This is a genomic window from Neoroseomonas lacus (assembly GCF_014644535.1).
In the GTDB taxonomy this organism is placed as follows: Bacteria; Pseudomonadota; Alphaproteobacteria; order Acetobacterales; family Acetobacteraceae; genus Neoroseomonas; species Neoroseomonas lacus.
In genome coordinates this window covers 206,340-231,974 of the sequence record NZ_BMKW01000002.1, presented here as the reverse complement: position 1 = coordinate 231,974, position 25,635 = coordinate 206,340, and the positions used below count along the sequence as shown (strand labels likewise).

The window sequence follows — 25,635 nt, the reverse complement described above, 5'->3', positions numbered from 1 at the left end:
TCCTCCGTCAGGCCGCGATGCGGCCGCGTGTGGCGAGATGGGCGTGGAGTTCGGCGGCCAGCGCCTCGGCATCGGCACCGACGCCGTCGAGGAAGTTCGAGTTCCGGCGGCGCAGGAAGCGCAGCCCGAGCACGTAGAGTCCCGGCGCAGGTGTCACGCCGCCGGCGTGGCGGATCTCGCCCGCATCATCGAGGACGGGCACCTGCAGCCAGTCGTAGTCGCGACGGAAGCCGGTGGCCCAGACCACCGTGCGGATGCCTTCCGCCGCCAGGTCGATGGCAGGTGGCGAAGGCGGGAATGGCGTGAGGGGCCGCGGGGGCGGCGCCTGCGGCGCGCCTTCAATGTCCGCGATGGCGGCGAGGCGCGCGATCAGCCGGTCGAGCCTGCGGTGTGCGGCCGTGGTCGTTTCCGCCAGATCGTCGCGCAGCGCGACGCGGCCATCCGCGATGCCCACCACGCGGCCCACCACCCGCACGCCGATGGCGCGCAGCGTGCCGAGATCGAGGTCCGCGTGATCCGGTCGGCCAGCCAATTGCAGGGAAGGCTGCGCCCGTGCCGCGTCGAGGTCGCGCACCGTCTCCGCTGCTTCGGTCAGCACGCCGGCGCGGGCCATCCAGTCGAGAATGTCCCGGCTGCGCCAGCGTCGCGGCAGCCGCGTGTGCCGTCCCGCCGCGAGCGTCACCGGACGACCGGCACGGTGGATCTCCTCGGCGATCTGCACACCCGACGCGGAGGCACCGACCACCAACACACCGCCCGGCACGAGCGCATCCGGGGTACGATAGGATGACGGCGTGACCTGCCGCACCGCCTTGGGCAAGGATGCGGCGATTGCGGGGATGTTCGGCAGGTCGCATTGCCCGGTGGCGATCACGACGGCCGAAGCCAGCACGTCGCCGGCACTGGTCGTGATGCGATAGCCGAAGGGCGCCGGCCGCAGCGCCCGCACCGCGACGCCCGTGGCGATGGGGGCACCCACGGCATAGCCATCGAGGAACCGGACGACCTCGGGCATCGTCATGAAGCCTTCGGGATCGTCGCCGCGATAGGACCAGCCGGGCAGGCGGGTCATCCAGTTCGGGGTCAGCAGGCGAAGGCTGTCCCACCGTTCGCTGCGCCAGCGCTCGGCGACCCGGCCGCGTTCCAGAACCAGGTGGTCGATGCCGCGCGCGGCGAGGCAATGGCTCATGGCGAGCCCGGCCTGGCCGGCGCCGATGATGATGGCGTCGGTGTTCCGCATGGCGTCCTCGGGTGAAGGAGGAGGCCAGCGGCGAGGGGGCGCGCCGCCGGCCGGGTGTGCTCAGGCCTCCACGGCGATGGAGACCGGCACGCCGTTTGTCAGGATGTCGAAGACGGCGGAGCGCGCCTTGGATTGCATGACCAGCGCCTTCAGCGTCTCGGTCGGTGCATCGCCGGCGACCTTGAAGGTCACGCGCACGTCGCTGAAGCCGTTGCGCACCACATCCGACAGCCCGAGGATGCCTTGCAGGTCGATATCGGCCTCGACCATCGCCTCGACCGAATGCAGCTTCACCCCGCGGACGGCGGCGATGTTCGCGATGCCGGCAGTGAGGCAGCCTGCGAGGCCATGCAGGATCCACTCGACCGGGGTCGGGCCTTCATCCTCCCCGCACAGCACGGCGGGGTGGTCGGTATGGGCCATGGTGGCGAACTTGTGCGCATGGTCCCCGCCGGCGCCGGAGAATCCGAGCATGGTACCCTGCATGTGCGTGCCGGACTTCCACTGGCCATGGGCACGGAACTGGAATTTGGCGAGTGCCGGCTGGCTGGCGACGACGCCGATGGTGGCGAGCAGCGCCGGCGTGTTCACGCCGTTAAGCGGCGGCTTTTCCTTCTTCGTCGCGGGAGCGGGGGCTTCGACGGCAGCGGTGGTGGCGTTCATGGATGCTCTCCAGGGTTCTGTTGCGGGCGGGTTGCGCGGCGCAATGGGTTGCGACGGGTGGTCGCGTCCTCCGACGCTGGTCCGGCTGCCTGGCAGGACGGCGTCGGTGACGTGGCGAAACCCTAGGGAGGCGTGGCGTGCAGCGCTTGGAGACGATCTTTAGAAATGCTTGCCAAGCTGTGGATTTCGGCCGGGAAGCCTGGCTTGGCCGCACGCCTGCGGCAGGTACGCCGCGGGGCAGCAGCGTGCGTGAACGGCGTGTAGCGAGGACCGTATGGCGCGCAGCGTGACGGAAGCGAACGGGTCGACCCGTGGCTTTGCCGGCGTGGATTCGGTGGATGGCACTCAACTACGCGCATGTGCCGGACCTGTCGGCGAGCGCGAGGGATGCAGACTTGGCTCCATATTCTTGGCAAGCGGCATTGTAGTGGCAGCCGGCGGCACATGATCCGTCCCGGATGCGGTGTTCCCGGGAGCCCGGCATTCGTTCGGATGATGTCACCTGAAGGAATGTCGCTTGATGGGGGCGATGCCCCTCGGATCTGCCAGCCAATGGTTACAGGGCGTCAGCGCGGGCCCCGTTCCCGTGGTTCATGGGATCGGGACCCGTCTGACAGGTGCGAACGGGGTCAATTCCCCGTCGGGACATGCACCACGGAGATGTTCTCCCCGCTTCCGGCGATCACGGCGACGTAGCCGGGAGACGTCGGGGGCGGCACGTCGAGATGCTGCACGGAGAGATTCTCGCCCGTGCCGGCGATGATCGCGCGTGGCTGAATGGTGCCCATCACGTCCATCGGCGCGACGACGGACTGGTTCTCACCATAACCACTGACCCGCGGCGCAGAGGTCGATGATTGACGGAAGGCATGGGCATCGGGTGCGCCGGCGATGCACGTTACCGCGGCGGCGGCGGCAATGCGGAGGAAGATGCTGGGCATGATCTGTCTCCAAGGGTTTGGCCGAACGATCGGGGGATGCCGGCCGGTTTCACTGGTGTGTCGCCCCGCGCCGGACCATCCGGCCTTCCCGGGCGAAAGCCCTTGGGGACGTGTCCGGACCCTACCCGGCGGTGGCCGCGGAGGCTTTGAGACGGGCTGAAGAAGTCGTGGTGAATCGCGGGATTTCCGCGTGAGGCGCGGCCACGGTGCCAACCCGTTACTGCGCCGTCTTCGCCGGCGGCCGCCGCGGTTGCAGGCCCATGGCGGGTCGACGTACGCCCGGTTGGCGCCTGGCGCCGGTCAGCCCGCGCCTGCGGGCAGGCGCAATTCCAATCCCTCTGCCGTTTCCTGAAGGCGCGTGCCGAGAGCGGCGCTGGCGGTGCGCATGCGCGCCATCATGGCCTGCTTTTCGCGCCCCTGTGCCAGCCGGACAGGCCAGGGCCGCGTGCGTATCGGCACCAGGCGCAGCCGAGATGGCCGCCCGTCCAGAAGGTCGAGCAGGAAGATGCAGCCCCAATGCTGGTCGAAGAACGGCAGGGGCCAGTAATCATCGATGACGTTGCCGGTGTCGTAGAGTGTAAGCCCTCGTCCCATGGCCTCCACGCCATGCAGGATGTGGGCGGAATGGCCATGGATGACATCGAAGCCGGCCGCCAGCGCGGCACGGGCGAAGGCACGGCTGTGGTCGAAGGGCCGCAGGCGCCTTTCCCAACGGAGATGACGCCAAGAGCCGCAATCTTGTCGCTGGTTTGTCCTCGTGTTCGGCAAAAGGGACCATGAGGGGGCCAGGCCGCCCCATCTCTCTGCATCGCCTGCGGTACGCCAGCCTGCATTGCGACGCGCCAGCCCGCGGCCGCATAATCCCGCCATGACGGCACCCACCTTTCGCATCAGCACGGTCCGTACGGCGGATGAAGTCGCCGCGGTGGCGCGTCTGTTTCGCGCCTATGCGGACTCCCTGCCCGTCGATCTGGCCTATCAGGATTTCGCGACGGAGCTTGCTGGCCTGCCCGGTAAGTACGAGGCGCCGACGGGGGCGCTGCTGATCGCGTGCAATGCGGCGGGCGACCCGCTGGGCTGCGTGGCGTTGCGGCCGATGCAGGCCTCCGGACGGTGCGAGATGAAGCGGTTGTACGTCGCGCCGGCGGGGCGTGGCCTCGGCCTGGGGCGGGCGCTGGTGGAGGCGATCTGCGCCGAGGCGCGGCGCCTCGGCTATGGCGAGATTTGCCTCGACACCCTGCCCAGCATGACCGAGGCGATCGCACTTTACACCCGATCGGGCTTCGTCCGCATCGAGCCCTATTACGACACGCCGGTGGCCGGCACGCTGTTCCTGTCGCGCGTTCTCGACTGACGGGTCACGGCGGCGGCAGGGTGAGGCGCACCCGCAGCCCCGGCGCGGCATCCTCCAGCGTGATGGCGATGCCGTGCAGCTCGGCGACGGCGCGCACCAGCGCGAGGCCAAGCCCGCTGCCGGGCGTCGAGCGCGAGGCATCCAGCCGGTGGAAGCGGTGGAACACCTTCTCGCGTTCCGCCTCGGGAATGCCGGGGCCGTCGTCGGCGACCGTAATGCCCGCCGTGGTGACGCCAAGGCTCACTCGCCCTTCGGCGCGGCCATGGCGGATCGCGTTCTCCACCAGGTTCGCCAGCATCTGCGTCAGCAGCGCCGGATCGCCGGTGATCGAAACGCCGGGCTCGATCTCGCTCGCCAGCACCTGCCCGCGCTCCTCGGCGGCGGGCGTGTACACTTCGGCGACGGAGTCGGCGATGGCCGAGAGATCCACCGTCGCGAAGCCCGCGCGCTGGGTGCCGGATTCGACCTGCGCGATGCGCAGCAGCGCGGCGAAGATTTCTAGCAGCCGGTCGGCCTCGGCCTGCGCCGCTTCGATCGCTTCGGTGGTCGGTGCGCGGGCGGCGTCGTCGAGGCGCTGGCGCAGCCGCGTGAGCGGTGTGCGCAGGTCATGGGCGATGTCATCGGTCACCTCGCGCAGCGCGGCCATCAGGGCCTGCAACCGGTCGAGCGTCGCATTGATGCGCAGCGCGAGGCGGTCGAATTCATCGCCGCCGGTGCGCACGGCCAGGCGGCGGTCGAGGTCGCCGCCCTGCACTGCTGCGAGCGCCGTCTCCATCGCCGCCGCGCGCCGCGCGACCGAGCGGCCGATAAGCAACCCACCGGCCAGGCCGAGCAGCAGCACCGCCCCGCCGACCCAGCCGGCGCTGGTCAGCAGCCGTTGTTCCAGGGCGCGCGCATTGGTCAGGTCACGCCCGACCACCAGCGCGCCGCCACCGGGCAGAGGCGCGGCAAGCATCAGCACCGGCGCGGCGGTCCCGTCCGGCTGGCGGATCGTGCCCTCGCGCCAGCCACGCTCGCTGGAGACGCCGGAAAGGTTGCCGGCGAGACGCTGCCCATCGGGTGCGGCCAGCAGGTAGAATTCCTGCCCGCTGCGATCGGCGGCGAGCCGCGCCTCGATCGACAGCGCGACGCCGCGTGCGCCGGACAGCGCGCCGGCCTGCAGCAGCACGCCCATGCCGCGGTCGATCTCTTCGCCCGCCTGGCGGATCGCGTAACCGGCCGTCACCCACCAGGCGACACCGCCGACCAGCGCCGTCCCTGTCAGCGTCAGCAACAGATGCAACAGCGTGACGCGGAACGCCGTGGTGCGCGCGAAGGCCCAGCGGGACGACGGTTCAGCCATCGGCGCGAATGACGTAGCCGGCGCCGCGCACCGTGTGCAGCAGTTCCTGCCCGAAGCCCTTGTCCACCTTGCCGCGCAGCCGACTGATATGGGTCTCGACGACGCTGGTCTTGGGGTCGAAGTGGAAGTCCCACACGCCTTCGAGCAGCATGGTGCGCGTCACCACCTGGCCTTCGCGGCGCATGAGGAATTCGAGCAGGCGGAATTCGCGCGGCTGCAACTCGATCCGCTTGCCAGCGCGACTGACGCTGCGGCGGATCAAATCCATCTCCAGGTCGCCGACGCGCAGCACGGTGATTTCCTGCTGCAAGGGCGGGCGGCGGGCCAGCGCATTGATGCGCGCGAGCAGTTCGGCGAAGGCGAAGGGCTTGGCCAGGTAGTCGTCGCCGCCGGCTTCCAGTCCCTCGATGCGGTCGCCCAAACCGGCGCGCGCGGTCAGGAAGATCGCCGGCGTCGCTATGCCCGCGGCGCGCACGGCGCGCACCATCGACAGCCCGTCGAGCTTGGGCAGCATGCGGTCCACCACCATCACGTCATGGCCGCCGCCAGTGGCGAGGAACAGGCCGTCCTGGCCGTCCGCCGCGCGGTCCACGACATGGCCCGCCTCCTCCAGCCCGCGCGCCACGAAGGCGGCGGTCTCGGCGTCATCCTCGACCAGCAGGATCCTCACGGTGGCTTCGTCCCCTTGCGATCACTCGGGCAGGCCGGCATCGGCCCGTGCCCCATTCAGGCCACGACATTATCCCGGATGGGGATGCTGTCCCGCGCCTGAACCGACGTCACCAGCATACGGATCAGTAAGGGAGGCGACAGGGGGCGAGCAGGCGGCGAGGTGCTTTCTGTCGTCACGCCAAGCCCTCGCGGCGCGGCATCGAGACCTTCGACTGGGAGAGACCTTAGAGATGACGACCCGCTTCAACCTCCGCCGCCCCGCGATCATTGCCGGCGTGCTGGCGCTGGCGCTCGGCACCACCGCGCTGACCGCGATCCCGGGCACCGCGCAGACCCAGCCGGCGCCGGTCGCCGGCGTGGCGCTGCCGCGGCCGGCTGGTCCGGACTTCGCTGATGTCGCCGCCCGCGTCGGCCCCTCGGTGGTGCGCGTGCTGACCGTGGAGCGTGCGACCCCGGCTCGCGCCGAGATGCGGCCCGGCCAGGGCGGCAACCCGCTAGAAGAGATGATGCGCCGCTTCGACGGCCGCCAGGGCCCGCAGCAGCCTGAGCAGGGCCAGCGTCGCGCCGGCCAGGGTTCGGGCTTCGTCATCGACGCCGGCGGCTACATCGTGACCAACGCCCATGTGGTGGGTGAGAACGCCGCGGTCCAGGTGGTGATGGCCGATGGCCGCGAGCTGCCGGCGACCGTGATCGGCCGCGACACCGCGACCGACGTGGCGCTGATCAAGGTCGATGCCGGCTCGCCGCTGCCCGCGATCGCCTTCGGCAATTCCGACAGCACTCGCGTCGGTGAATGGGTGATGGCGATGGGCAACCCCTTCGGCCTCGGCGGCACGGTGACGGCGGGTATCGTCTCGGCGCGCGGCCGGCAGATCGGCGCGGGTCCGTATGACGACTTCATCCAGACCGATGCCTCGATCAACCCGGGCAATTCCGGCGGGCCGCTGTTCAATGCGGCGGGCCAGGTGGTCGGCATGAACACGGCGATCTTCTCTCCCTCGGGCGGGAATATCGGCATCGGCTTCGCGGTGCCGTCGAAGATGGTGCAGCACATCGTCAACCAGCTGCGCGACCATGGCTCGGTGCAGCGCGGTTGGCTGGGCGTGAGCCTGCAGCCGATGGACCAGGAGCTGGCGACGGCGATGCGCGCAGCCGATACCAAGGGCGCGCTGGTCTCCGCAGTGGAGCCGGACAGCCCGGCGGCCAAGGCCGGCCTGCGGGCCGGTGACGTGATCACCGGCATCAACGGCCAGGCGGTTGCCAGCCCGCGTGACCTTGCCGCCGGCGTGGCGGATGTGGCCCCGGGTGGGACCGCGACCCTCGCGGTGCTGCGTGACGGCACGGCGATGGAGCAGCGCGTCGAGGTCGGCACCAACCCGGCCAACGTCGCCGCGGCGACGAAGCCGGGCCAGCCGGGCCAGCCTTCGCTCGGCATCGCCCTGGCGCCGCGCCGTGACGGCGGTGTTGAGATCACCCGCGTCGAGCCGGGCTCGGTGGCGGCCGAACGTGGCCTTCGCCCTGGTGACGTGGTGCTGCGGGCCGGCGAGCGCGAAGCCGCTAACCCGCAGGATGTGGTCGCCGCAGTGCGCAGCGCCCGTGAGGCGGGCCGGCCTTCCATCGCCTTCCAGGTGGAACGCGACGGCGCCCGCCGCTTCATCGCCCTGCCGCTGCGCGCGGCGTAAGGAAACGGCGTCCGGCGGGTACGATCCCCCTCAGCCTGCCGGATACGCCGATCGGAGCGGGAAGCCGCCTTTAAACTTCCCCCGAAGACGGTCCGCTCCCCACTGGCGCACGTTGGTCATCAGACCGGCGTGCGCCATTCCATTTGAAGGTTGGGGGAGAGAACTCCCCCAAACCCCCTCCTTCTTCTATCTGTTGGAGACTGAGTTCGGCGGTCGGTGCCAATAGACAAAAAAAGGAGGGGGATCGGGGGAGTTCTCTCCCCCGACCTTTCTTCTCACACCGCCGTGCGCCACTGCGCATGAGCATCCGTCGTACCCCGCACCACGGATTCATACGCCGCCTGCAACTGCATGGTGATCGGCCCCGGCTTGCCGTCCCCCACCGGCAGGCGATCGACCATCGCCGCCGGCACCAGCTCCTGCCCGGTGCCGCAGAGGAAGACCTCGTCGGCGACGTAGAGCTCGCTGCGATCGGTGCGGCGTTCGGCGGTCGGCAGGCCGAGCTCGGCGGCCAGGGCCAGCACCGTGTCGCGCGTCACGCTTTCGAGGATGTCGCTGTCGCGCGCGGGGGTGATGACGACGCCGTCGCGCACCATGAACAGACACGCGCCGGCGGATTCGCTGACCTTGCCGTCGCGCGTCAGCAGGATTGGCGCGTCATAGCCATCGGCCTTGGACTGCAGCGTGGCGATGCGTCCGGCGTGGTAGTTCGCCGTCGCCTTGATGCGCGCGGGCATGGTGTTGTCGGCGATGCGCGTCCAGGAGGAGACTCCGAGCGACAGCCCGCTCTCGCGCTTGGGCGAACGCTCACGCGGGATGGCGGCGCAGACCCAGCCGACCATGCCGGTGGTGGATTGGTTGCCCATGCTTTCGATATGCACCTGCAACCGGATGTAGCAATCGTCATCCGGCGCATTGGCGCGCACCGAATCGAGCACGCCCTGGCGCAGCGCGTCGCGCGAGGGTGGGTTGTCGAAGCGCATGAACTTCATGCCCTGGTCGAGCCGCACCAGATGTTCCTCCAGCCGGAATACGGAGAGCCGCCCGGTGGCCGGGTTCATGTAGGCGCGGATGCCCTCGAACACCGCGGCGCCGTAGGCGAGGCCGACGGCCAGTGGATGGATGCGAGCTTCCTCGAAGGGAATCGCCTTTCCGTTCTGGATGATGGTGTGTGCGGTCCAGGCCATGGTGGTTCCCCCAAGATGCTTCCCGGAGGCTGGCCCGGACGGCGCGGGGCGGCAAGGCCCGGCGGCCATACCGCGGGGGCGCGAAACCCGGTAGGATGGCGCGTCATGGCGTAAGGGTTCGAACAATGAGCGCAGCAACCGAGGCACAGGCGGCACCGATGCTGCTGCGCGGCGATCACGCCGACGGCGTCACGGTGCTGACGCTGAACCGACCGGCCTCGCGCAACAGCCTGTCGTTGCAGATGCTGGAGACGCTTGAGGTCGCGCTGGCCGACATTGGCGAAGATGCCAGCCGGCGCTGCATCGTGCTGGCCGCGGCGGGACCGGTGTTCAGTGCCGGGCATGATTTGCGCGAAATCATCGCGCATCGTGCCGACCCCGACCAGGGTCGCGGCTTCTACGGCCGTGCCATGGAGACCTGTTCGCGCGTGATGCAGGCGATCACCGCCCTGCCGCAGCCGGTTATCGCCGCCGTGCAGGGCGTGGCGACCGCGGCCGGCTGCCAGCTGGTCGCGACCTGCGATCTGGCGGTGGCCTCCGACCAGGCGCGCTTCTGCACGCCGGGGGTGGATATCGGGCTGTTCTGCTCGACGCCCGCCGTCGCCCTGGCGCGCGCGGTGCCGCGCAAGGCGGCGATGGAGATGCTGATGCTGGGCGACATGGTCGGCGCCGAGGAGGCTCTGCGCCTCGGCCTGGTCAACCGCGTGGTGGCGCCGGACCAGGTGATGGCGACCGCGCTGCATCTGGCCGGGCGCATCGCGGCGCGTTCGGCGCTGACGGTGCGGATGGGCAAGCGCGGATTCTATCGCCAGATCGACCTGCCGCTGGCCGAGGCCTATCGCGAAGCCGCCTGCGTCATGGCGGATAATCTGATGGCGCATGACGCCAGCGAGGGGATCGGCGCATTTCTCGAGAAGCGCCGGCCCGTCTGGGAAGATCGTTGAGGAACGCAACATGGCCGATTACGACACGCATCTCGCCCGCAACGCGGCGAACCACCAGCCGCTGACGCCGCTGCTGTTTCTCGAACGCGCGGCGCAGGTCTATCCGGACAACCTCGCGGTGGTGCATGGGCCGACACGGCGGACCTATCGCGAATTGCGCAGGCGCTGCGTGCGCCTGGCCCATGCGCTGGCGAAGCGCGGCATCGGGCGCGGCGACACGGTGGCCGCGCTGCTGCCCAACATCCCCGAGATGCTGGAATGCCATTACGGCGTGCCGATGGCCGGCGCAGTGCTGAACACCATCAACACGCGGCTCGATGCGGCGACGATCGCCTATATCCTCGACCATGGGGAAGCGAAGGTTGTTGTCGCGGACAGGGAATTCATGCCCGTGCTGCGCCTCGCTCTGGTGCAGGCCAAGGCGAGGCCGCTGGTAATCGAGGTGGATGACCCGCTCGCCCCCGCCGCCGTCCAGGCCGAGACCCTGGGCGGCATCGGTTACGAGGCATTGCTGCATGAAGGCGACGAACACTTCGCCTGGAAGCTGCCGGCGGATGAGTGGGATGCCATCACGCTGAACTACACCTCCGGCACCACGGGCAAGCCGAAGGGCGTGGTGTATCACCATCGCGGCGCGCAGTTGCTGGCGGTGGGCAATGTGCTCTCGGCGGGGATGGGCAAGCATCCGGTCTATCTGTGGACGCTGCCGATGTTCCACTGCAATGGCTGGTGTTTTCCCTGGACGGTGACGGCGCAGGCGGGCGTGCATGTCTGCCTGCGCGCGGTGCGCGGCCCGGACATGTGGCAGCTGATGGGCGACGAGGGGGTAACGCATATGTGCGGCGCGCCCATCGTCATGGCGACGCTGCTGGCGACGCCGGAGGCGGAGAAGCGCGTCCTGCCTACCCAGGTGCAGTTCGTCGTCGCCGGCGCGCCGCCGCCCGAGGCGGTGCTCGCAGCGATGCAGGAGGCCGGTTTCGCGGTCTGCCACGTCTATGGGCTGACCGAAGTCTATGGTCCGGCGGTGGTCAATGAATGGCATGCGGAATGGACGGCGCGGCCAGTGCATGAACAGGCGGCGCTGATGGCGCGGCAGGGGGTGCGGTATCTCGCGCTCGAAGGCCTCGACGTGATGGATTCCGAGACGATGCAGCCGGTCTCGGCCGATGGCGCCTCGCTCGGCGAGGTGATGATGCGCGGCAACGTCGTGATGAAGGGCTACCTCAAGGACGCCGCGGCCACGGATGCGGCGTTCAAGGGTGGCTGGTTCCATACCGGCGACCTCGCGGTGAAGCATCCGGACGGGTACATCCAGTTGAAGGATCGCTCGAAGGACATCATCATCTCGGGCGGGGAGAACATCTCCTCCATCGAGGTCGAGGATGCGCTGTACAAGCACCCCGCCGTCGCGATGGTGGGGGTGGTGGCACGGCCGGACGAGAAATGGGGCGAGACGCCCTGCGCCTTCGTCGAGTTGAAGCCGGGCGCCACCGCCACCGCCGAGGAACTGATCGCCTTTGCCAAGCTGCATCTGGCGGGGTTCAAGGTTCCGCGTCACATCGTCTTCGCCGAGATCCCGAAGACCTCCACCGGCAAGATCCAGAAGCACGTCTTGCGTAGTCAGGCCAAGGAAGCATGACCTCAGTCGACACCATCCTCGCTTATGCCGCCGCGCGGCGCGACGATTCTCGCGCGCGCTGGTTCGAATGGCTGCGCATCCCTTCCGTCTCGGCGCAGCCGCCGCATGCGGGGGATTGCCGCCGTGCCGCCGCATGGCTGGCTGAGCAACTGCGCGGTATCGGCTTCACTGCCGAGCTGAAGGACACCGCGGGGCACCCCGTCGTGCTTGGCCATCACTCGGGGCCGGAAGGGGCGACGCGGCACCTGCTGTTCTATGGCCACTACGACGTGCAGCCGGCCGAGCCGATGGAGCTGTGGACCAGCCCGCCCTTCGAGCCAGTGATGGTCGAGGGGCCGAACGGGCCGCGCGTCGTCGCGCGCGGTGCGGTGGATGACAAGGGCCAGGTGATGATGTGGCTGGAGGCGCTGCGTTTCTGGCACGACACGCAGGGCGGCCCGCCGTGCCGCATCACCGTCATGGTGGAAGGCGAGGAGGAGGTCGGCTCGAAGAACCTGCCGGACTTCCTCGAGGCCCATGCCGATGCGCTGCGCGCCGATGTCGTCGTCATCAGCGACAGCAACATGTGGAATATCGACACGCCCTCGATCGTCACCAGCGTGCGCGGGCTGCTCTACACGCAGCTCGACATCACTGCGGCGAACAAGGATTTGCATTCGGGGCTGTTCGGCGGTTCGGCGCTGAACCCGATCAACCTGATCACCCGCATCCTTGGCGACCTGAAGGATGACACGGGGGAGATCCTGATCCCTGGCTTCTACGACGACGTGCCGGAGCTTTCCGCCGAGCAGCGCGCGCAGTGGGACGCGCTGAAATTTGACGAGGGCGCATTCCTCGGCAGTGTCGGCCTGTCGGTGCCGGCCGGCGAGATGACGCGCGGCCCGCTCGAACGGCTGTGGGCGCGGCCGACCGTCGATGTGAACGGCATCTGGGGCGGCTATACCGGGGAGGGGGCGAAGACTGTCATCCCCTCCGATGCGCATGCCAAGGTCTCCTTCCGCCTGGTCGCCGGGCAGAGCGCGACGAAGGTGCTGGCCGGCTTCCGCGACTTCATCGTCGCCCGCCTGCCCGAGGATGCGCAGGTGAAGATCCAGGTCTTCAGCATTGGTGAAGGGCTGAAGATCCCGTCGGACAGCCCGTTCATCCGCGCTGCGCAGGTCGCGTTGACCGCAGAATTCGGCAAGCCGGCGGTGTTGCAGGGCGGTGGCGGCTCGCTGCCGGTGGTCAGTCAGATCAAGGAGATTCTCGATCTCGACTGCCTGTTGGTCGGCTTTGGGCTTGACGATGACCAGGTACACAGCCCGAACGAGAAGTTCGACGTCGTCTGTTTCGAGCGCGGCATCGACAGCCATGTCCGGCTGCTCGCGGCGCTGGCGACGGCCTGACCAGATGAGGTGCGGGACAGCAGCATGAGTGACGATCCCTATGCCGTGCTGGGCGTGAAGCGCGATGCCTCGCAGGATGACATCCGCAAGGCTTATCGCGCCCTGGCCCGCAAGCATCACCCCGACCTCAACCCCGGCGACAAGGCGGCGGAGGAGCGCTTCAAGGCGATCTCCGCCGCCAACGACCTGCTGGGCGATGCCGAGAAGCGCGCGCGCTTCGACCGTGGCGAGATCGATGCCACCGGCGCCGAACGCCCGCCTCCGGGCTATTACCGCGACCATGCCGGGGCGAACCCGTCCTATGGCAGCGACGCCGGCTTCGCCGACATGGTGGATGAGGATGAACTGCTTGCGCATATTTTCGGCCGTGGCGCGCGGCGGGGGCACGGGGCGGGCATCCGCATGAAGGGCGGCAACATCACGGCGCGGCTGGACATCGACTTCCTCGATGCCGTCAACGGCGCGACGAAGCGGGTGACGCTGCCGGACGGCACCGTCGTCGATGTCACGGTGCCGCCCGGCACGCATGAAGGCCAGGTGCTGCGGCTGCGCGGCAAGGGGACGCCGGGCATCGGCGGCGGGGCGCCGGGGGACCTGCTGGTCGAGGTGATGGTCGGCGCGCATCGCCACTTCACCCGGCGCGACGACGACATCCTGCTCGACCTGCCGATCAGCCTCAGCGAGGCAGTGCTTGGCGGCCGCGTCGAGGTGCCGACGCCGGCCGGGCCTGTGGCGATGAAGATCCCGAAGGGCTCGAACACCGGCACGGTGCTGCGGCTGAAGGGGCGCGGCGTGAAGCGGCGCGACGGCACGCGCGGGGATGCCTTCGCGACGCTGCGCGTCGTGCTGCCCGATGCGCCGGATGCCGAGTTGGAAGCCTTCGCCGAAGGTTGGGAGGCTGGGCGCGCACAGAATCCGCGTGCCGGCATGGAGAGCTGAGATGGCCGAGGACAGTGACAAGCTGCGCCGGCTGCGCATCGAGGCCGCGACGCTGGAGCAATGGGTCGCGGTCGGCTGGATCGCGCCGGAGAAGCCGGAGTACAGCGACTCCGACCTCGCCCGTGCCTGCCTGATCCGCGACTTGCGCGAGGCGATGGGTGTGAATGACGAGGGTGTCGGCGTGGCGCTCGGCCTGCTCGACCAGATCCATGGGTTGCGTCGCGCGCTGCGCCAAGTCTCGGCGGCCATGCAGGGGTTGCCCGAACCGGTGCGGCAGGAGGTGCTGGTGATTCTGCGCGAGATGGATGAGGGGCCGGCGTGACGGATAGGCGTGACGTGATGGCCTTCGCGGCTGCGCCAACAGCGTGAGCGCGCCGCATCATCGGAGGCTCGCGCTCATCCTGGGCGCGATGGCGGCGATCGGGCCATTCTCCATCGACATGTACCTGCCGGCGCTGCCGGCGATCGGCGCTTCGCTCAACGCGACGGCCGGCGCGGTGCAGGGGACGCTTGCCATCTACTTCCTGGGGCTTGCCTTCGGGCAGGTGTTCTATGGGCCGCTGTCGGACCGGTATGGGCGGCGTGCGCCGCTGTTCGTCGGCTTCGGGCTCTACACGCTCGCGGCGATCGCCTGCGCGCTGGCGCCGGATGTGCAGGCGCTGACCGCGGCACGGCTGGTGCAGGCGCTGGGCGGTTGTGCGGGCATGGTGATCGCCCGCGCGGTGGTGCGCGACGTGACGGATGAACGCGGCGCGGTACGACTGATGGCGCAATTAATGTTGGTGATGGGCGTCGCCCCCATCGTCGCGCCGATGGTCGGCGGGGCGGTGCTGCCGGCCTTTGGCTGGCGCGGCATCTTTTGGTTGTTGGCGATCTATGGTGCGACGATGCTCACCCTCATCGCGCTGTTCCTGCCGGAATCGCTGCCGGAGGAACGTCGCCGCCGTGACGGGTTGTTTGCGGTGGTCCGCGTGTGGCGCGAACTGCTGGGCAATCGTCGCTTCGTCGGTCATGCGCTGACGGGCGGCTTCATCATCGGCGGGATGTTCGCCTATATCAGCGGCTCGCCCTTCGTGTTCATGGAACTGCATGGCGTGCGTGCCGAGCATTTCGGTTTCTATTTCGGCGCCAATGCGCTCGGCATCATGGTGATGGGGCAGGTGGTGGGGCGGCTGGCGCAGCGCATCGCGCCGGCGCGCCTGCTGCCGGTGGTGATCTGGGTGCCGTTCGTCGCGGGGCTTGCGCTGCTGTTCGTCTCGGCGACGGGCATTGGCGGATTCGTCGCGCTGCTGGTCACGCTGTTCGGCTACATCGCGATGATCGGGGCGGTGATGCCGCTGACGGTCGCGCTCGGCATGGGGCCGCATGGGGCGGTGGCGGGCAGTGCCTCGGCGCTGATGGGCACGCTGCAATTCAGCATCGGAGCGGGCGTGGGGGCGCTGCTCGGCGCGTTGCAGAACGGGACGGCGGTGCCGATGGCGCTGGTGATCGCGGGCTGCGGCGTGGCGGGGTGGACGGCGCGGCGCGTCCTGGCGCCGTGAACGCGACCACGCTGATCCGGCCGGGGCGGGAGGCGCTGGCGGGCTATGTCGCCGCGCTGCGCGGGGGTTGGTCGCCGGCGAATGTCGCGGGGGATGCGGTGGTGCGCGCGCATCTCGCGGCCATCGAGCGCGATGCGGATGCGTTTCTCGGCAGCCTGCATGATCCCGAGGCGCGCGGGGCGCCGATCACGCTGCCGGATGGGTCCAGCGTTCCGCGGCTGCCGGCCTATACGCGCTGGATCTGGGATGGCGAATTCTGCGGCGCGATTCATCTGCGTTGGCAGGACGGCACCGAGGCGCTGCCGCTGCATGTGCTCGGCCATATCGGCTATGCGGTGGTGCTGGGCAAGCGAGGGCGGGGGCATGCGACACGGGCGCTGGCGCTGATGTTGCCGGAGGCGCGGGCGCTCGGGCTGCGGCATGTCGAGCTGACGACGGACCCGGAGAATGTCGCGTCGCAGCGGGTGATCACGGCGAATGGCGGGGTGTTATTGGGATGCTTCCGAAAGGAGGCGGCCTATGGCGACGCCGAGGGCCTGCGCTTCCGCATCATGCTGTAACGGCTACGTCGCGCCCGGCGTCAGGTATTGGTTTCCAAAGGCCTCGGGCCCCATTCACATTGCACTGCAACGTGAATGGTACCTGTGGAGGGGTCGAAGCCCCGCGGTCGATGCTACTGCCGCGCCCGCTCCGCATGCTTGCCCATGGTGGCATAGGGTGCGTAGGGCGGCACCGCGCCGATCGCGCGCATGTCCACTTCGACCACCGCCGGCCCTTTCACCGCCAGTGCCTGCGCCAGGACGTCGCCGACTGTCTCCGCGCTGCTCACCTTGAAATACGGCAGCCCCGCCAGCGACGCGAGGCCTTGCAGTTCCGGCGTGAGCAGGTCATGTCCGAACTGTCGCCCATCGGCGACCGCGTCCTGGATGTGCCGGATGACGCCGTAGCCGCCGTCGTTCATTACCATCGTCACCAAATCGGGCTTTTCCTGCGCCACCGTGAACAGCTCGCACATGCCTAGCGAGAAGCCGCCATCACCGCACATCGCGATCGTCTTGCGTCCCTGTGCGGCGACCGACGCACCGATGCCCAGCGCCAGCCCCGGCCCGATCGCCGCGCCCACCGGATAGACGGAATTGCGCGGGTCATAGAGCGGGAAGACACGGTTGCCCCAAGTGGAATTGGCGATGGTGATGTCACGCACCCAGACGCCGTCGCGCGGCAGGGCAGCGCGGATCGCCTCGGGGAAGCCGGCATAGGGGCCGAGCGTCGCGAGGTATTCCGCCCGAGCGCGTGCCTTCATCGCGGCGAAATCCGCGGCGTAGCCAGGCTCGACGGAAGCGCGCCCGGCCAGGCGATCGGCGATGCCCGCCATCACCAGTGCGGCGTCGCCATGCACGAACAGGCTGTTGGGGTAGGTGCGGCCATTCGCGGTGGCGTCGCAATCCGCATGGATCAGCGTGGCGGGCAGCTTCATCGAGAAGTCGCCCGTCTCGTGCCCACGCAGCCGCGAGCCGACCACCAGCATCGCATCGACGCTGCCGTAGAACTCCTGCACGCGCGGCGAACCGTTGCCGTGCAGGCCGCCCAGGCTCATCGGGTGGTCTTCGGGGATGGTGCCGCGCCCATTCCACGATGACACCGCGCCGAAGCCTAGGCCCATCAGCCGCAGGGCTTCGTCGCGCGCCTGCTTCGCGCCATTGCCGAGCCACAGCATCGGCCGTTTCGCGCCGGCCAGAATCTCGGCCGCGGCGTCGAGTTCGGCGGCGTTGGGCGGCAGCGGCGCGGCGATCGGCAGCACCAGCGCGTCGAGTCCGGCCGGCCGCGTGATCGTCGCACGCTGGAGGTCGATGGGGATTTCCACGGACACCGGTCCGCGCGGCGCGGACAGTGCGGCGGCCGCCGCGCGCACCAGCACGCCGAAGGCCTCGTTCGCGCTGCGCACGCGGAAGGCGGCCTTGCAGGCGGCGGCGAGCATCGCCGTCTGGCCCGGCACGTCATGCACCGTGCCGACATCGCGGTCGACGTGCTTCGTCGCCGTCTGGCCGGTGATGTGCAGCACCGGGGAGCCGGCGAAGCGTGCTTCGACCAGGCCGGGGATGGCGTTGGCCATGCCGGGGCCGGTGCTAGTGAAGACCACGCCGAGATGCCCGCTCACCCGCGCATAGGCATCGGCCATGTGCGCCCCGCCCATCTCGCCACGCGCCATCACGTAGCGCAGCGCATTGCGCTGGCCGATCGCATCCAGCATCGGGATGTTGTGGACCGAGACGATGCCGAAGACGGTCGAGACGCCGATCTGCGGCAGGAAATCTGCGACGAGATCGGCGACGGTGTAATGGCTGGCCATGTGGCGTTTCCCCTTTGATGGGCGGGAGTGTGCCACGTCGGGCCGCGCTGCAAAGTCCCGGCCCACGCGGGGGAGGGCATCCTCCCCCGCAACGCTGCCTATCGCCCGCGCGCTTCCGCCAGGTGGTCGAAGCGTCGCGTGTAGGTGCCAAGGCCCATGGTGAGCGAGCGCAGCTCGATGATCAGGTCGTGCAACTCGGCCTCGGGCACCAGCGCCTGCACTTCGTCCCAGCCGGGCCAATCCTCCTTTTCCGCGAAGCCGAGGATCTGCCCGCGCCGGCCGCTGAGCAGCCGCTGCGCCGCCGGCGTGCCGTCCTGCGGTACCAGGATCGTCACATGGTCGATCGGTTCGAGCATCACGGGCTCGGCCTTGGCCAGCGCCTCCTGCATCGCCATCCGCGTCGCGGTGGCGAAGGCCATGTCGGATGAATCGACCGAATGGAAGGCGCCGTCGAGCAACGCGACGGCGATATCCACCACAGGGTGGCCGAGCGGCCCCTGGTGGGAGGCCTCCGCAGCCGCGTCGCCCACCGCGGGGATGAATTTGCGCGGGATGGCGCCGCCAACGATGCGGTCCTCGAAGGCGAAGCCTTCGCCGCGCGGCCGCGGCGTCACTTCCAGCGTCACATCGGCGAATTGGCCGTGGCCGCCGGTCTGGCGCCGGTGCCGCGCATGGTGGCGGGCGGCCTGGCGGATCGTCTCGCGAAACGCGATGCGCGGGCGTGCCGTGGTGACGCGTAGCCCATGCGCCTCGGCGAGCCGCGCGACCGCATGGCCGAGATGAATGTCGCCCTGCCCGCCAAGCAGGATCTGCCCGGTCTCGGCATCGTGCAGCACGGTGAGGGAGGGGTCTTCCTCCGCCAGGCGCTGCAAGGCGCCGGAAAGGCGGACATCGTCCTTGCGGTCCTCATTGACGATGGCGAGCGCATAGACCGGCGCGGGCGGCGCCGGGAAGGGCAGGGCGGGCGCCGCCCCTGAGGGCGACAGCGTCGCGCCGGTTGAGACCGTGTCGAGCCGGCCGAGGGCGACCACCTCCCCGGCGCCGGCCTCGGCGACCTTGGCGGCCTCGCCGGCGGGAAAACGGGTGATGCCGCCGATCCGCGCGCCGTTGACGGTCGCGCCATCCTTAAGTGTGCCGCGCCAGATCCGGGCGAAGGAGAGCCGCCCGCCATGGCCGGCATGCAGCGTGCGGAACACCTGGGCAAGCGCTTCGCCCTCGGCCTCGACACCATGACGCGCGGCGGTCTCGGCCGGGTACGGGGCGTCGTGGCGCAGTGCCTTCCACAGCCGCATCACGCCATGCCGGCGCTCGGCCGAGCCAAACAGCACGGGGTCGAGGCCGCCGGCCACGACATCGGCATGCAGCGGGCGATAGAGGTCCTCCGGTGTCGGGATGGTGTCCTCGACAACCTTTTCGAGGAGTGCGTCGTCATGGTCGGCCAGCGCCTCGGCGAGGGCGGCGCGGGCCTCCGCCTCGCGCGACTGCATCGCCTCGGGGATGCGGATCAGCTCGGACGGCTCGCCGCGCCGCCAGCGATAGGCGCGCTCGCTGACCAGGTCGACATAGCCGGCGACCTCGCCTGCCTCACGGATCGGCACCTGGCGCAGCACCAGCGGCCGCCGGGAATGCGCCTGCAGGGCGGCGATGGTGTCGCGGATGCGTCCCTCGCCCATCGAATCGGCCTTGTTGACGAAGACCATCGCCGGTAGCCCGGCGCGCTCCAGAGCGTGGAAGGCCGGCGCCAGCGCGGCGGCGCGGGCTGGGTCGGGCTCGCAGACCACCAGGGCGATGTCGGCGATGGCGAGTGCGGCAGTGGCTTCCTGGCCAAATTCGACCGAGCCGGGGCAGTCGAGCAAGGCCCAGTCCTCGCCCATCCAGGTGCAATGGCCGAGTCGTGTCTCGGTGCCCATGACGCGGGCGCGCGCCTCCGTTCGGCGGGGCGGCGAGCTGCCAGCGGCGGTGAGCAGCGCGTCGAACAGGCTGGACTTGCCGCTGCCCTGGGGGCCGATCAGGGCGACGGCGCGCGGGCCGGCCCCGCTTGGCGTTCTCGACGCGGGGGTGGCCTTGGCTGAACCATTGGTCATGGCGCTCATGGCGACGTTTCCTCCTTTGCCCGGCCGTGGACCGGCCGTGTGCGACGGCGGCCAGGCGGGAGGGCCGCCACGGAGGAGACTAGACCCGGCGCGCCGCGGGCGCGGCGAAAATCCTGTCAGAACCGGATTCGGGCCGGTGCCGGGGGCGGCCGGCCCGCGGACTCCCCGGTGCCACAGGGTGTGGCGCTGTCGCCACACTGTCCCGGCGATGTTGCAGCGAGGCGATGATCACCTCAGCAAGCAATGTCGAGTTGTGATTAAGTACTGATCGAACCCCTGCATGGGGGACGCCATGAGCACCGGCGGTGTCGGTGCGGGATCCGGATGCGAGGAATGACGATGAGCTTCAGGAAGACGCTTCTTGCCGCGACGCTGCTGTCGGTGCCGATGGTCGCGACCGCGAACGCGCAGAGCTGGGACCCGCGGGTGACGGGCGTGTATGTTGGCGCCGGCGCCGGCTTCAACTTTCTCGACGACTCGGACAGCGACCGCAACATCTCGATTTCCTTCGAGTGGGGCTTCGCCGGTGTGGTCTCCGTCGGCTACGGCTTCGGCAACGGCCTGCGCCTCGAAGTCGAGGGCAACTACCGCCAGAACGACGTCGACACCATCTCGACCAATGGCGGCAACCTGCCGCGCACGACCGGCACGGTCCGCAGCTACGGCGCCATGGTCAACGTGCTGTATGACTTCGTGCTCGGCCCTGTGATGCCGTATGTCGGCGTCGGCGGCGGCTACGTCTGGAACGACTACGACAGCGTCGGCTTCCAGGTCCGCAACGGTAACAACAACGCCTCGTTCAATGCCGGCGGCACCAACGGTGCGTTCGGCTACCAGGCGATCCTCGGTGTTGCCTTCCCGATCCAGTCTGTCCCTGGCCTGGCGCTGACCGCCGAAGGCCGCTTCATGGGCACGACGGGTGACGACATCGACGGCCGCTTCAACAGCAACGCGACGGTGAACGGCCAGNCCGGCGCGCACCTTCCTGGTGTTCTTCGACTGGAACCGCGCTGACCTGACCGCCCGCGCTCGCCAGATCATCGGCGAAGCGGCCCAGGCCCGCACGACCCAGGCTGTGACCCGCATCGAAGTGAACGGCTACACCGACACCTCGGGCTCGGCGCAGTACAACCAGGGCCTGTCGGTCCGTCGCGCCAACACCGTGGCTGCCGAGCTGGTTCGCCTGGGCGTGCCGCGCAACGAGATCGTCGCCCGCGGCTTCGGCGAGACCAACCTGCTCGTGCCGACCCCGGACAACACTCGCGAGCCGCAGAACCGCCGCGTGGAAATCATCCTGCGCTGATCAGCCGATCAGTCGCGGAGAGTGGGAAGGGCGCCGCGAGGCGCCCTTTCTGCGTTCAGGGGCTTGGCAGGGTCGCGATGCCGGTGGTGCGCAGGGCTTCACCCAGCCGCAGTGCCGCGCCGATGATGTGGCCGGCGGCGCGGAAGGCCTCCGCCCGCGCCAGCCCGGCCGCGAGCGCCTGGGCGACCTCGGCATCGCTGAGCGGGCCGAGGCCGGCCGTCACCAGCCGGTCGCCGAGGTCGCTGTCCGGATCGAGCGCCCGCGCCGGCGTCCGGCGCACTGCGGGGCTGTCGCAATCCACCGCATTGGCGACCAGCGTCGCTGCCGCATCGGCGGTCGCAGCATCGCGCGCCAGCACCGTTACCGCATCGGCAATGCCGAGGGAGAAGGATCGCCCGTGCCGGCCGGACGTGGCCACGCCGCCGATCCCCGACCCGGCGGTGACGCGCAGCGCACCATCCAGCGCGAAGCTCGGCGGGTCGGCTGCCAGCCCGATGGCGAGGGTCTCGCCGGGGGCGACATGCAGCGCGATGTCGCCCCCGTCATTCACGTAGGCGCGTGACAGTGGGGCCGCCGCACGCATCTCGGCCAGCAGCGTATCCGCCACGCTGCCGGCGACGGCGGCCATGGGCGTCAGGAAGATCGGCGCGAAAGGCGCGCAGGCGGCAACCATGCGGCGGGCGACGGGGCCCGTGACGCGTGGCAACTCGGCCATCGGGCGACGCAGGACCGGCAATTCGGCGACCAAGCCGGGCAGGATGCCGGGGAACAGCCCGATGGCGGCGGCCTCGGCGGCCTGCACGGCGTCGGCGCTGCCCCAGACACGCAGCACCACGTCGATAGGCCCGTGCGAGAGATGCAGGCGTCGGTCGCTGAGCCGTTGGACCGTAGGGCCGGTCATCGGCATGCAGGGCCGGTGCCCGCTGCGCGACCTGCCAACGAATTTCTGGAGGGGGACATCCGGTCTTCGCCATCCCGCGCAACCCGGTGTGGCGCCCGGCGCCCGCCGTGCACCCTCAATGGTTGGGTGGCGTGGGCTGCGGTCCGCAGAGCGGCGACGCCCGTCCCGGTCACCGCCCGAAGGGCCAAGGATTCTCCGGATGCCAGGTCTCGACGCGCAGATCCGCCCCGAGCCCCCGCATCACCTCCTCCACCGGCACGATCTCCTCCATATGCCCGCCAAGTTGTTCATACAGCACCCGCGGCAAGGTGAATTCGATGGGTGCGACGATCGCCGGCGTCGGCACATGGCCGAAGGACAGTTTCGGCATGCGCAGCACATCGGACATGACGGTGATGCCGCCGCCCGGCCACAGATAGACCGGTGCGCCGCCCATGGTGACGCGCGTTTCCCCCCGCGCGACGGATTGCGTCAGCAGCACGGGATTGCCCGTCACGCCCGCGCGCAGTGACCCACCGGCACCGGCCACGAACACCACCGAACACAGCGAGGGCTCGCAATTCTCGCCGATGCGGTCGACGACGACGCGCACCGGCGCGGGCATCTCAGCCGCCACGGGCGTCAGCGTGTCGTCGAGCACGCAATACAGCGCATCCTCGCCGGTGGTGCTGGTCAGCAACAGTCGCAGACCGGGCCAGGCGGTCTTGGGATCGATGCGCTCGATGATGGCGAGCGGGTCGGTGATGTCCGTCCCGCCCCAACCCATCCCCGGCTGCGCCACCTGGAAATACCGCCCCGGCGTGGAGCGCCGGCCGCGCACGCGGATGCCGGCCGGGCGCATGTTCAGTACCTTGCCGGCCTGGTGTTCGCTCAGCACGCCGGTGATGTGGTCGTCGACCACGATGACTTCATCGACATGCCCGAGCCATTGCTGCGCGAAGATGCCGACCGTCGCGCTGCCGCAGCCCACGCGCATGCGGCGCTCCGGCACGCCGTCGACGATCGGCGCGGCGCCTGCCTGCACGACGACGCCGTGGCCACCATCGATGCTCATCTCGACAGGCTCGGCACCGCACAGCTTCAGCAGCGTGTCGCAGGTGACCACACCCTCCTTCTTCGACCCGCCGGTCAGATGCCGCACGCCGCCGATCGAGAGCATCTGCGAGCCGTACTCGGCCGTCGTCACATGGCCGACCTGCTCGCCATTCACCCGCACCGGCGCGGCCTCCGGGCCGAGGTGGCGGTCCGTGTCGATCTTCACCTTCACGCCGCAGTAGCTGAACATCCCCTCCGTCACGACGGTGACGGTGTCCACACCTTCATGCGTGCTGCCGACGATGAAGGGTGCTGGCTTGTAGTCGGGATAGGTCGTGCCGGCGCCGACTCCGGTGACGAAGGCGCGCGACGGGTCGAGCATCTCGCCGTCCCAGTCGGCACCAGCGAAGGCGACGACGGGACGGTTGCCCTCGATCGCCCGCGCCAGTGTCAGCGCCGGGTCGGTGCGCACCAGCACGCCGTCCTGGTTGGCGTAGCGTGAGCAGGCGCCGGCGCGGCCCGGGCGGATGCGGCACAGGACAGGGCAGGCATCGCAGCGGATGATGCCATCGCCCTCGGCGACGCCGAATTTATCGCTGCGGGCGGCGCGGGATGTCATGCGGCGGCCTCCGGCGGCCGGGGGAGAGAACTCCCCCGGTCCCCCTCCTTTTTCTGGCTATCGGCGCGGCCGGTGGCCACGCCTCTGCGAAGGGTGGTGGCGGCGTCGTCGACGTCGCCGGCGCCGGTCAGAACGACGCGCCACAAGGCGGCCGCCTCAGCCGCGGTGTAGTAGCCACGGCGCACATCGCGCGCGACCAGCGCCGGGTCACGCGTCAAGGGATCGCCATAGCCGCCGCCGCCGGGCGTCATTACTTCCACCCGATCGCCTGGCGCGAGCGCGATGCCCTGGTCCTTCGACAGATGCAGCGGCACCGTCGTGGTCCCGTCGCGGTGGATGCGCACCTCATTCGGTGCGCCATCGCCACCGCCCAGCACCCCCGGCGGCCCGAACCGGCCATGGTCCATCACGAACGACGCCCGCGCCTCGCCGCGCAGCAGCTCGACTTCGTAGTGTACGCCAAAGCCGCCGCGATGCGCCCCCGCGCCGCCAGATCCCTCACGCAACGCAAACCGCGTGAACAGAATTGGGTAGTACTGCTCCATCACTTCGACCGGCGCCGTCTTGCTGATGCCGATGGTCGAGCAGCCATTCGACAACCCATCCTCCCGCGCATTGCCGCCATAGCCGCCGCCGGTGATCTGATACATCACATAGGAGGTGCCCCGCGCCGGATCGCTCCCACCCAAGGCGAAGTTGCCCGACGTGCCGGCCGGCGCGGCGGTGACTTCGTCCGGCAGCGCCTGCACCAGGCACAGGAACACCGCTTCCGCGATGCGCTGGCTGACCTCCGCCGCGCAGCCCGACACCGGTCGCGGATACCGCGCATCGAGGAAGGTCCCCTCCGGCCGGATGATGTCGAGCGGTTCGAAGGTTCCCGCATTGATCGGCACATCGGGAAAGATGTGCTTCACGCCCAGGCACACTGCCGAATAGGTCGTTGCCCAGACCGAATTCATTGGCCCCGCGCAGGGCTTCGAGGACCCGCTGAAATCAAAGGTCAGCGTATCGCCGGCGCGCGTGACCGCGAGCGCGATGCGCAGCGGTTCGTTCACCACGCCATCGGAATCGACGAAGGCTTCGGCGTGCCAGGTCGCTTCCGGCATGCGGCGGATCTCCGCGCGCATGCGTTCGGCGGCGCGTTCGCGGATCAGCGCGATGGCGTCGCGCAGCGTCTCCGCGCCATAGCGTGCGACGATCTCCGCCAGACGCTTCTCGCCCACCAGCAAGGCGGCGGCCTGCGCCTTGATGTCCCCGATGCGCTGGTCGGGGACGCGGATATTGGATTGGATGATCGACAGGATCTCGCGATCCATCACCCCGCGCTTGAACAGCTTCACCGGCGGCAGGCGCAGGCCTTCCTGCTCGACCTCCGTCGCATGCGCGCTGAACCCGCCCGGCACCATGCCACCGGTATCCGGCCAATGCCCAGTATTCTGCAGCCAGCAGAACAACGCGCCTTCGACGAAAAACGGCCTGGCGAAGCGCACATCCATCAGATGCGTGCCGCCGAGATAGGGGTCGTTGACGATGTAGATGTCGCCCGGTTCCGGCGCCGCCACCGCGCCCTCGTTGATCAGCCGGATGATGTGCCCGGCAGAATGCTGCATGGCCCCGACGAAGACCGGCAGGCCACCCTCGCCCTGGGCGATCAGCGCGCCATCCTCGGCGGCGTAGATGCCATCGGAACGGTCATCGGCCTCGGCGATCACGGGCGAGAAGGCCGAGCGCGAAAACGCCAGGTCCATCTCGTTGCAGACTTGGGTGAGGCCGGCCGAGATGACGGAGAGGGTGAGGGGGTCCAT

23 protein-coding genes are annotated in these 25,635 nt (G+C 69.5%); 11 read left to right on the top strand and 12 right to left on the bottom strand.

What is annotated here, in order from left to right; genetic code table 11:
* Positions 1–7: 7 nt before the first annotated feature.
* The 4 genes from IEY36_RS04475 to IEY36_RS04460 form a co-directional block, all read right to left on the bottom strand.
* Positions 8–1,240 carry an NAD(P)-binding domain-containing protein gene (locus tag IEY36_RS04475; protein ID WP_188965731.1) on the bottom strand — a complete coding sequence of 411 codons (1,233 nt, stop codon included), beginning with the start codon at positions 1,238–1,240 and terminating at the stop codon, positions 8–10.
* 60 nt (positions 1,241–1,300) lie between these two features.
* Positions 1,301–1,903, bottom strand: a complete 603-nt coding sequence (locus IEY36_RS04470) for an OsmC family protein (RefSeq protein ID WP_188965730.1) — start codon at positions 1,901–1,903, stop codon at positions 1,301–1,303.
* Positions 1,904–2,532: 629 nt separating this feature from the next.
* Positions 2,533–2,844 carry a hypothetical protein gene (locus IEY36_RS04465; protein WP_188965729.1) on the bottom strand — a complete coding sequence of 104 codons (312 nt, stop codon included), beginning with the start codon at positions 2,842–2,844 and terminating at the stop codon, positions 2,533–2,535.
* Positions 2,845–3,144: 300 nt separating this feature from the next.
* Positions 3,145–3,726, bottom strand: a complete 582-nt coding sequence (locus IEY36_RS04460; RefSeq protein ID WP_229681115.1) for a CapA family protein — start codon at positions 3,724–3,726, stop codon at positions 3,145–3,147.
* On the opposite strand from IEY36_RS04460, the gene IEY36_RS04455 reads away from it, so the two are divergent.
* Positions 3,713–4,198: a GNAT family N-acetyltransferase gene (locus IEY36_RS04455; protein ID WP_188965727.1), complete on the top strand. Its 486-nt coding sequence runs from the start codon at positions 3,713–3,715 to the stop codon at positions 4,196–4,198. The two genes, IEY36_RS04460 and IEY36_RS04455, sit on opposite strands and share 14 nt — an antisense overlap.
* 4 nt (positions 4,199–4,202) lie before the next feature.
* Here the strand turns inward: IEY36_RS04455 and IEY36_RS04450 are convergent, their stop codons facing one another.
* Both IEY36_RS04450 and IEY36_RS04445 read right to left on the bottom strand, forming a co-directional pair.
* Positions 4,203–5,540 carry a sensor histidine kinase gene (locus IEY36_RS04450; RefSeq protein WP_188965726.1) on the bottom strand — a complete coding sequence of 446 codons (1,338 nt, stop codon included), beginning with the start codon at positions 5,538–5,540 and terminating at the stop codon, positions 4,203–4,205.
* Positions 5,533–6,210 carry a winged helix-turn-helix domain-containing protein gene (locus tag IEY36_RS04445; protein ID WP_188965725.1) on the bottom strand — a complete coding sequence of 226 codons (678 nt, stop codon included), beginning with the start codon at positions 6,208–6,210 and terminating at the stop codon, positions 5,533–5,535. The genes IEY36_RS04450 and IEY36_RS04445 overlap by 8 nt, the downstream gene beginning before the upstream one ends.
* A 232-nt stretch (positions 6,211–6,442) precedes the next feature.
* Here IEY36_RS04445 and IEY36_RS04440 point away from each other — a divergent pair, with 232 nt between their 5' ends.
* Complete coding sequence (locus IEY36_RS04440) at positions 6,443–7,894, top strand: Do family serine endopeptidase (protein ID WP_188965724.1); 1,452 nt, start codon at positions 6,443–6,445, stop codon at positions 7,892–7,894.
* Between the two features lie 275 nt (positions 7,895–8,169).
* Here IEY36_RS04440 and ilvE read toward each other — a convergent pair whose 3' ends face one another.
* The gene (gene ilvE / locus IEY36_RS04435) at positions 8,170–9,081 is read right to left on the bottom strand and encodes a branched-chain-amino-acid transaminase (RefSeq protein ID WP_188965723.1); all 912 of its coding nucleotides are present in this window, start codon (positions 9,079–9,081) and stop codon (positions 8,170–8,172) included.
* Positions 9,082–9,206: 125 nt separating this feature from the next.
* Between ilvE and IEY36_RS04430 the strand changes: the two genes are divergently transcribed.
* Genes IEY36_RS04430 through IEY36_RS04400 form a run of 7 tightly spaced genes read left to right on the top strand, consistent with a single transcriptional unit; the run spans position 9,207 to position 16,089 of the window.
* The gene (locus tag IEY36_RS04430) at positions 9,207–10,025 is read left to right on the top strand and encodes an enoyl-CoA hydratase (protein WP_188965722.1); all 819 of its coding nucleotides are present in this window, start codon (positions 9,207–9,209) and stop codon (positions 10,023–10,025) included.
* Positions 10,026–10,035: 10 nt separating this feature from the next.
* The gene (locus IEY36_RS04425; protein ID WP_188965721.1) at positions 10,036–11,664 is read left to right on the top strand and encodes an acyl-CoA synthetase; all 1,629 of its coding nucleotides are present in this window, start codon (positions 10,036–10,038) and stop codon (positions 11,662–11,664) included.
* Complete coding sequence (locus IEY36_RS04420) at positions 11,661–13,049, top strand: M20/M25/M40 family metallo-hydrolase (RefSeq protein WP_188965720.1); 1,389 nt, start codon at positions 11,661–11,663, stop codon at positions 13,047–13,049. The genes IEY36_RS04425 and IEY36_RS04420 overlap by 4 nt, the downstream gene beginning before the upstream one ends.
* A 24-nt stretch (positions 13,050–13,073) precedes the next feature.
* The gene (locus IEY36_RS04415) at positions 13,074–13,988 is read left to right on the top strand and encodes a DnaJ C-terminal domain-containing protein (protein WP_188965719.1); all 915 of its coding nucleotides are present in this window, start codon (positions 13,074–13,076) and stop codon (positions 13,986–13,988) included.
* 1 nt (position 13,989) lies between these two features.
* Positions 13,990–14,310 carry a chaperone modulator CbpM gene (locus tag IEY36_RS04410; protein WP_188965718.1) on the top strand — a complete coding sequence of 107 codons (321 nt, stop codon included), beginning with the start codon at positions 13,990–13,992 and terminating at the stop codon, positions 14,308–14,310.
* Between the two features lie 43 nt (positions 14,311–14,353).
* Complete coding sequence (locus IEY36_RS04405; RefSeq protein WP_229681113.1) at positions 14,354–15,529, top strand: Bcr/CflA family multidrug efflux MFS transporter; 1,176 nt, start codon at positions 14,354–14,356, stop codon at positions 15,527–15,529.
* Positions 15,526–16,089 carry a GNAT family N-acetyltransferase gene (locus IEY36_RS04400; RefSeq protein ID WP_229681111.1) on the top strand — a complete coding sequence of 188 codons (564 nt, stop codon included), beginning with the start codon at positions 15,526–15,528 and terminating at the stop codon, positions 16,087–16,089. Before IEY36_RS04405 ends, IEY36_RS04400 begins: the two co-directional genes overlap by 4 nt.
* A 113-nt stretch (positions 16,090–16,202) precedes the next feature.
* On the opposite strand, the gene IEY36_RS04395 is transcribed toward IEY36_RS04400, so the two are convergent.
* Both IEY36_RS04395 and IEY36_RS04390 read right to left on the bottom strand, forming a co-directional pair.
* Positions 16,203–17,879: a thiamine pyrophosphate-binding protein gene (locus tag IEY36_RS04395; RefSeq protein ID WP_188965717.1), complete on the bottom strand. Its 1,677-nt coding sequence runs from the start codon at positions 17,877–17,879 to the stop codon at positions 16,203–16,205.
* A 98-nt stretch (positions 17,880–17,977) separates the two neighbouring features.
* Complete coding sequence (locus IEY36_RS04390; RefSeq protein ID WP_456307041.1) at positions 17,978–19,972, bottom strand: elongation factor G; 1,995 nt, start codon at positions 19,970–19,972, stop codon at positions 17,978–17,980.
* A 324-nt stretch (positions 19,973–20,296) separates the two neighbouring features.
* Here IEY36_RS04390 and IEY36_RS04385 point away from each other — a divergent pair, with 324 nt between their 5' ends.
* Together IEY36_RS04385 and IEY36_RS31290 are read left to right on the top strand one after the other, a co-directional pair.
* Complete coding sequence (locus IEY36_RS04385) at positions 20,297–20,986, top strand: outer membrane protein (protein ID WP_456307040.1); 690 nt, start codon at positions 20,297–20,299, stop codon at positions 20,984–20,986.
* Positions 20,961–21,275 (top strand): OmpA family protein, encoded by a 315-nt coding sequence (locus IEY36_RS31290; protein ID WP_373290298.1) that lies wholly within the window; start codon positions 20,961–20,963, stop codon positions 21,273–21,275. The genes IEY36_RS04385 and IEY36_RS31290 overlap by 26 nt, the downstream gene beginning before the upstream one ends.
* 55 nt (positions 21,276–21,330) lie before the next feature.
* Here the strand turns inward: IEY36_RS31290 and IEY36_RS04380 are convergent, their stop codons facing one another.
* The 3 genes from IEY36_RS04380 to IEY36_RS04370 form a co-directional block, all read right to left on the bottom strand.
* Positions 21,331–22,176 (bottom strand): UPF0280 family protein, encoded by an 846-nt coding sequence (locus IEY36_RS04380; RefSeq protein ID WP_188965716.1) that lies wholly within the window; start codon positions 22,174–22,176, stop codon positions 21,331–21,333.
* A 169-nt stretch (positions 22,177–22,345) separates the two neighbouring features.
* The gene (locus tag IEY36_RS04375; RefSeq protein ID WP_188965715.1) at positions 22,346–23,830 is read right to left on the bottom strand and encodes a 6-hydroxynicotinate reductase; all 1,485 of its coding nucleotides are present in this window, start codon (positions 23,828–23,830) and stop codon (positions 22,346–22,348) included.
* Entirely contained in the window at positions 23,827–25,635 is a 1,809-nt protein-coding gene (locus tag IEY36_RS04370) for a hydantoinase B/oxoprolinase family protein (RefSeq protein WP_188965714.1), read from the bottom strand. Before IEY36_RS04370 ends, IEY36_RS04375 begins: the two co-directional genes overlap by 4 nt.

What these genes read in the sequence shown, in the direction of transcription:
- IEY36_RS04475 (WP_188965731.1), bottom strand. Translation starts at nt 1,240, where the DNA reads ATGCGGAACACCGACGCCATCATCATCGGCGCCGGCCAGGCCGGGCTC.
- IEY36_RS04470 (WP_188965730.1), bottom strand. Translation starts at nt 1,903, where the DNA reads ATGAACGCCACCACCGCTGCCGTCGAAGCCCCCGCTCCCGCGACGAAG.
- IEY36_RS04465 (WP_188965729.1), bottom strand. Translation starts at nt 2,844, where the DNA reads ATGCCCAGCATCTTCCTCCGCATTGCCGCCGCCGCCGCGGTAACGTGC.
- IEY36_RS04455 (WP_188965727.1), top strand. Translation starts at nt 3,713, where the DNA reads ATGACGGCACCCACCTTTCGCATCAGCACGGTCCGTACGGCGGATGAA.
- IEY36_RS04450 (WP_188965726.1), bottom strand. Translation starts at nt 5,540, where the DNA reads ATGGCTGAACCGTCGTCCCGCTGGGCCTTCGCGCGCACCACGGCGTTC.
- IEY36_RS04440 (WP_188965724.1), top strand. Translation starts at nt 6,443, where the DNA reads ATGACGACCCGCTTCAACCTCCGCCGCCCCGCGATCATTGCCGGCGTG.
- ilvE (WP_188965723.1), bottom strand. Translation starts at nt 9,081, where the DNA reads ATGGCCTGGACCGCACACACCATCATCCAGAACGGAAAGGCGATTCCC.
- IEY36_RS04430 (WP_188965722.1), top strand. Translation starts at nt 9,207, where the DNA reads ATGAGCGCAGCAACCGAGGCACAGGCGGCACCGATGCTGCTGCGCGGC.
- IEY36_RS04425 (WP_188965721.1), top strand. Translation starts at nt 10,036, where the DNA reads ATGGCCGATTACGACACGCATCTCGCCCGCAACGCGGCGAACCACCAG.
- IEY36_RS04420 (WP_188965720.1), top strand. Translation starts at nt 11,661, where the DNA reads ATGACCTCAGTCGACACCATCCTCGCTTATGCCGCCGCGCGGCGCGAC.
- IEY36_RS04415 (WP_188965719.1), top strand. Translation starts at nt 13,074, where the DNA reads ATGAGTGACGATCCCTATGCCGTGCTGGGCGTGAAGCGCGATGCCTCG.
- IEY36_RS04410 (WP_188965718.1), top strand. Translation starts at nt 13,990, where the DNA reads ATGGCCGAGGACAGTGACAAGCTGCGCCGGCTGCGCATCGAGGCCGCG.
- IEY36_RS04395 (WP_188965717.1), bottom strand. Translation starts at nt 17,879, where the DNA reads ATGGCCAGCCATTACACCGTCGCCGATCTCGTCGCAGATTTCCTGCCG.
- IEY36_RS04390 (WP_456307041.1), bottom strand. Translation starts at nt 19,972, where the DNA reads ATGAGCGCCATGACCAATGGTTCAGCCAAGGCCACCCCCGCGTCGAGA.
- IEY36_RS04380 (WP_188965716.1), bottom strand. Translation starts at nt 22,176, where the DNA reads ATGACCGGCCCTACGGTCCAACGGCTCAGCGACCGACGCCTGCATCTC.
- IEY36_RS04375 (WP_188965715.1), bottom strand. Translation starts at nt 23,830, where the DNA reads ATGACATCCCGCGCCGCCCGCAGCGATAAATTCGGCGTCGCCGAGGGC.
- IEY36_RS04370 (WP_188965714.1), bottom strand. Translation starts at nt 25,635, where the DNA reads ATGGACCCCCTCACCCTCTCCGTCATCTCGGCCGGCCTCACCCAAGTC.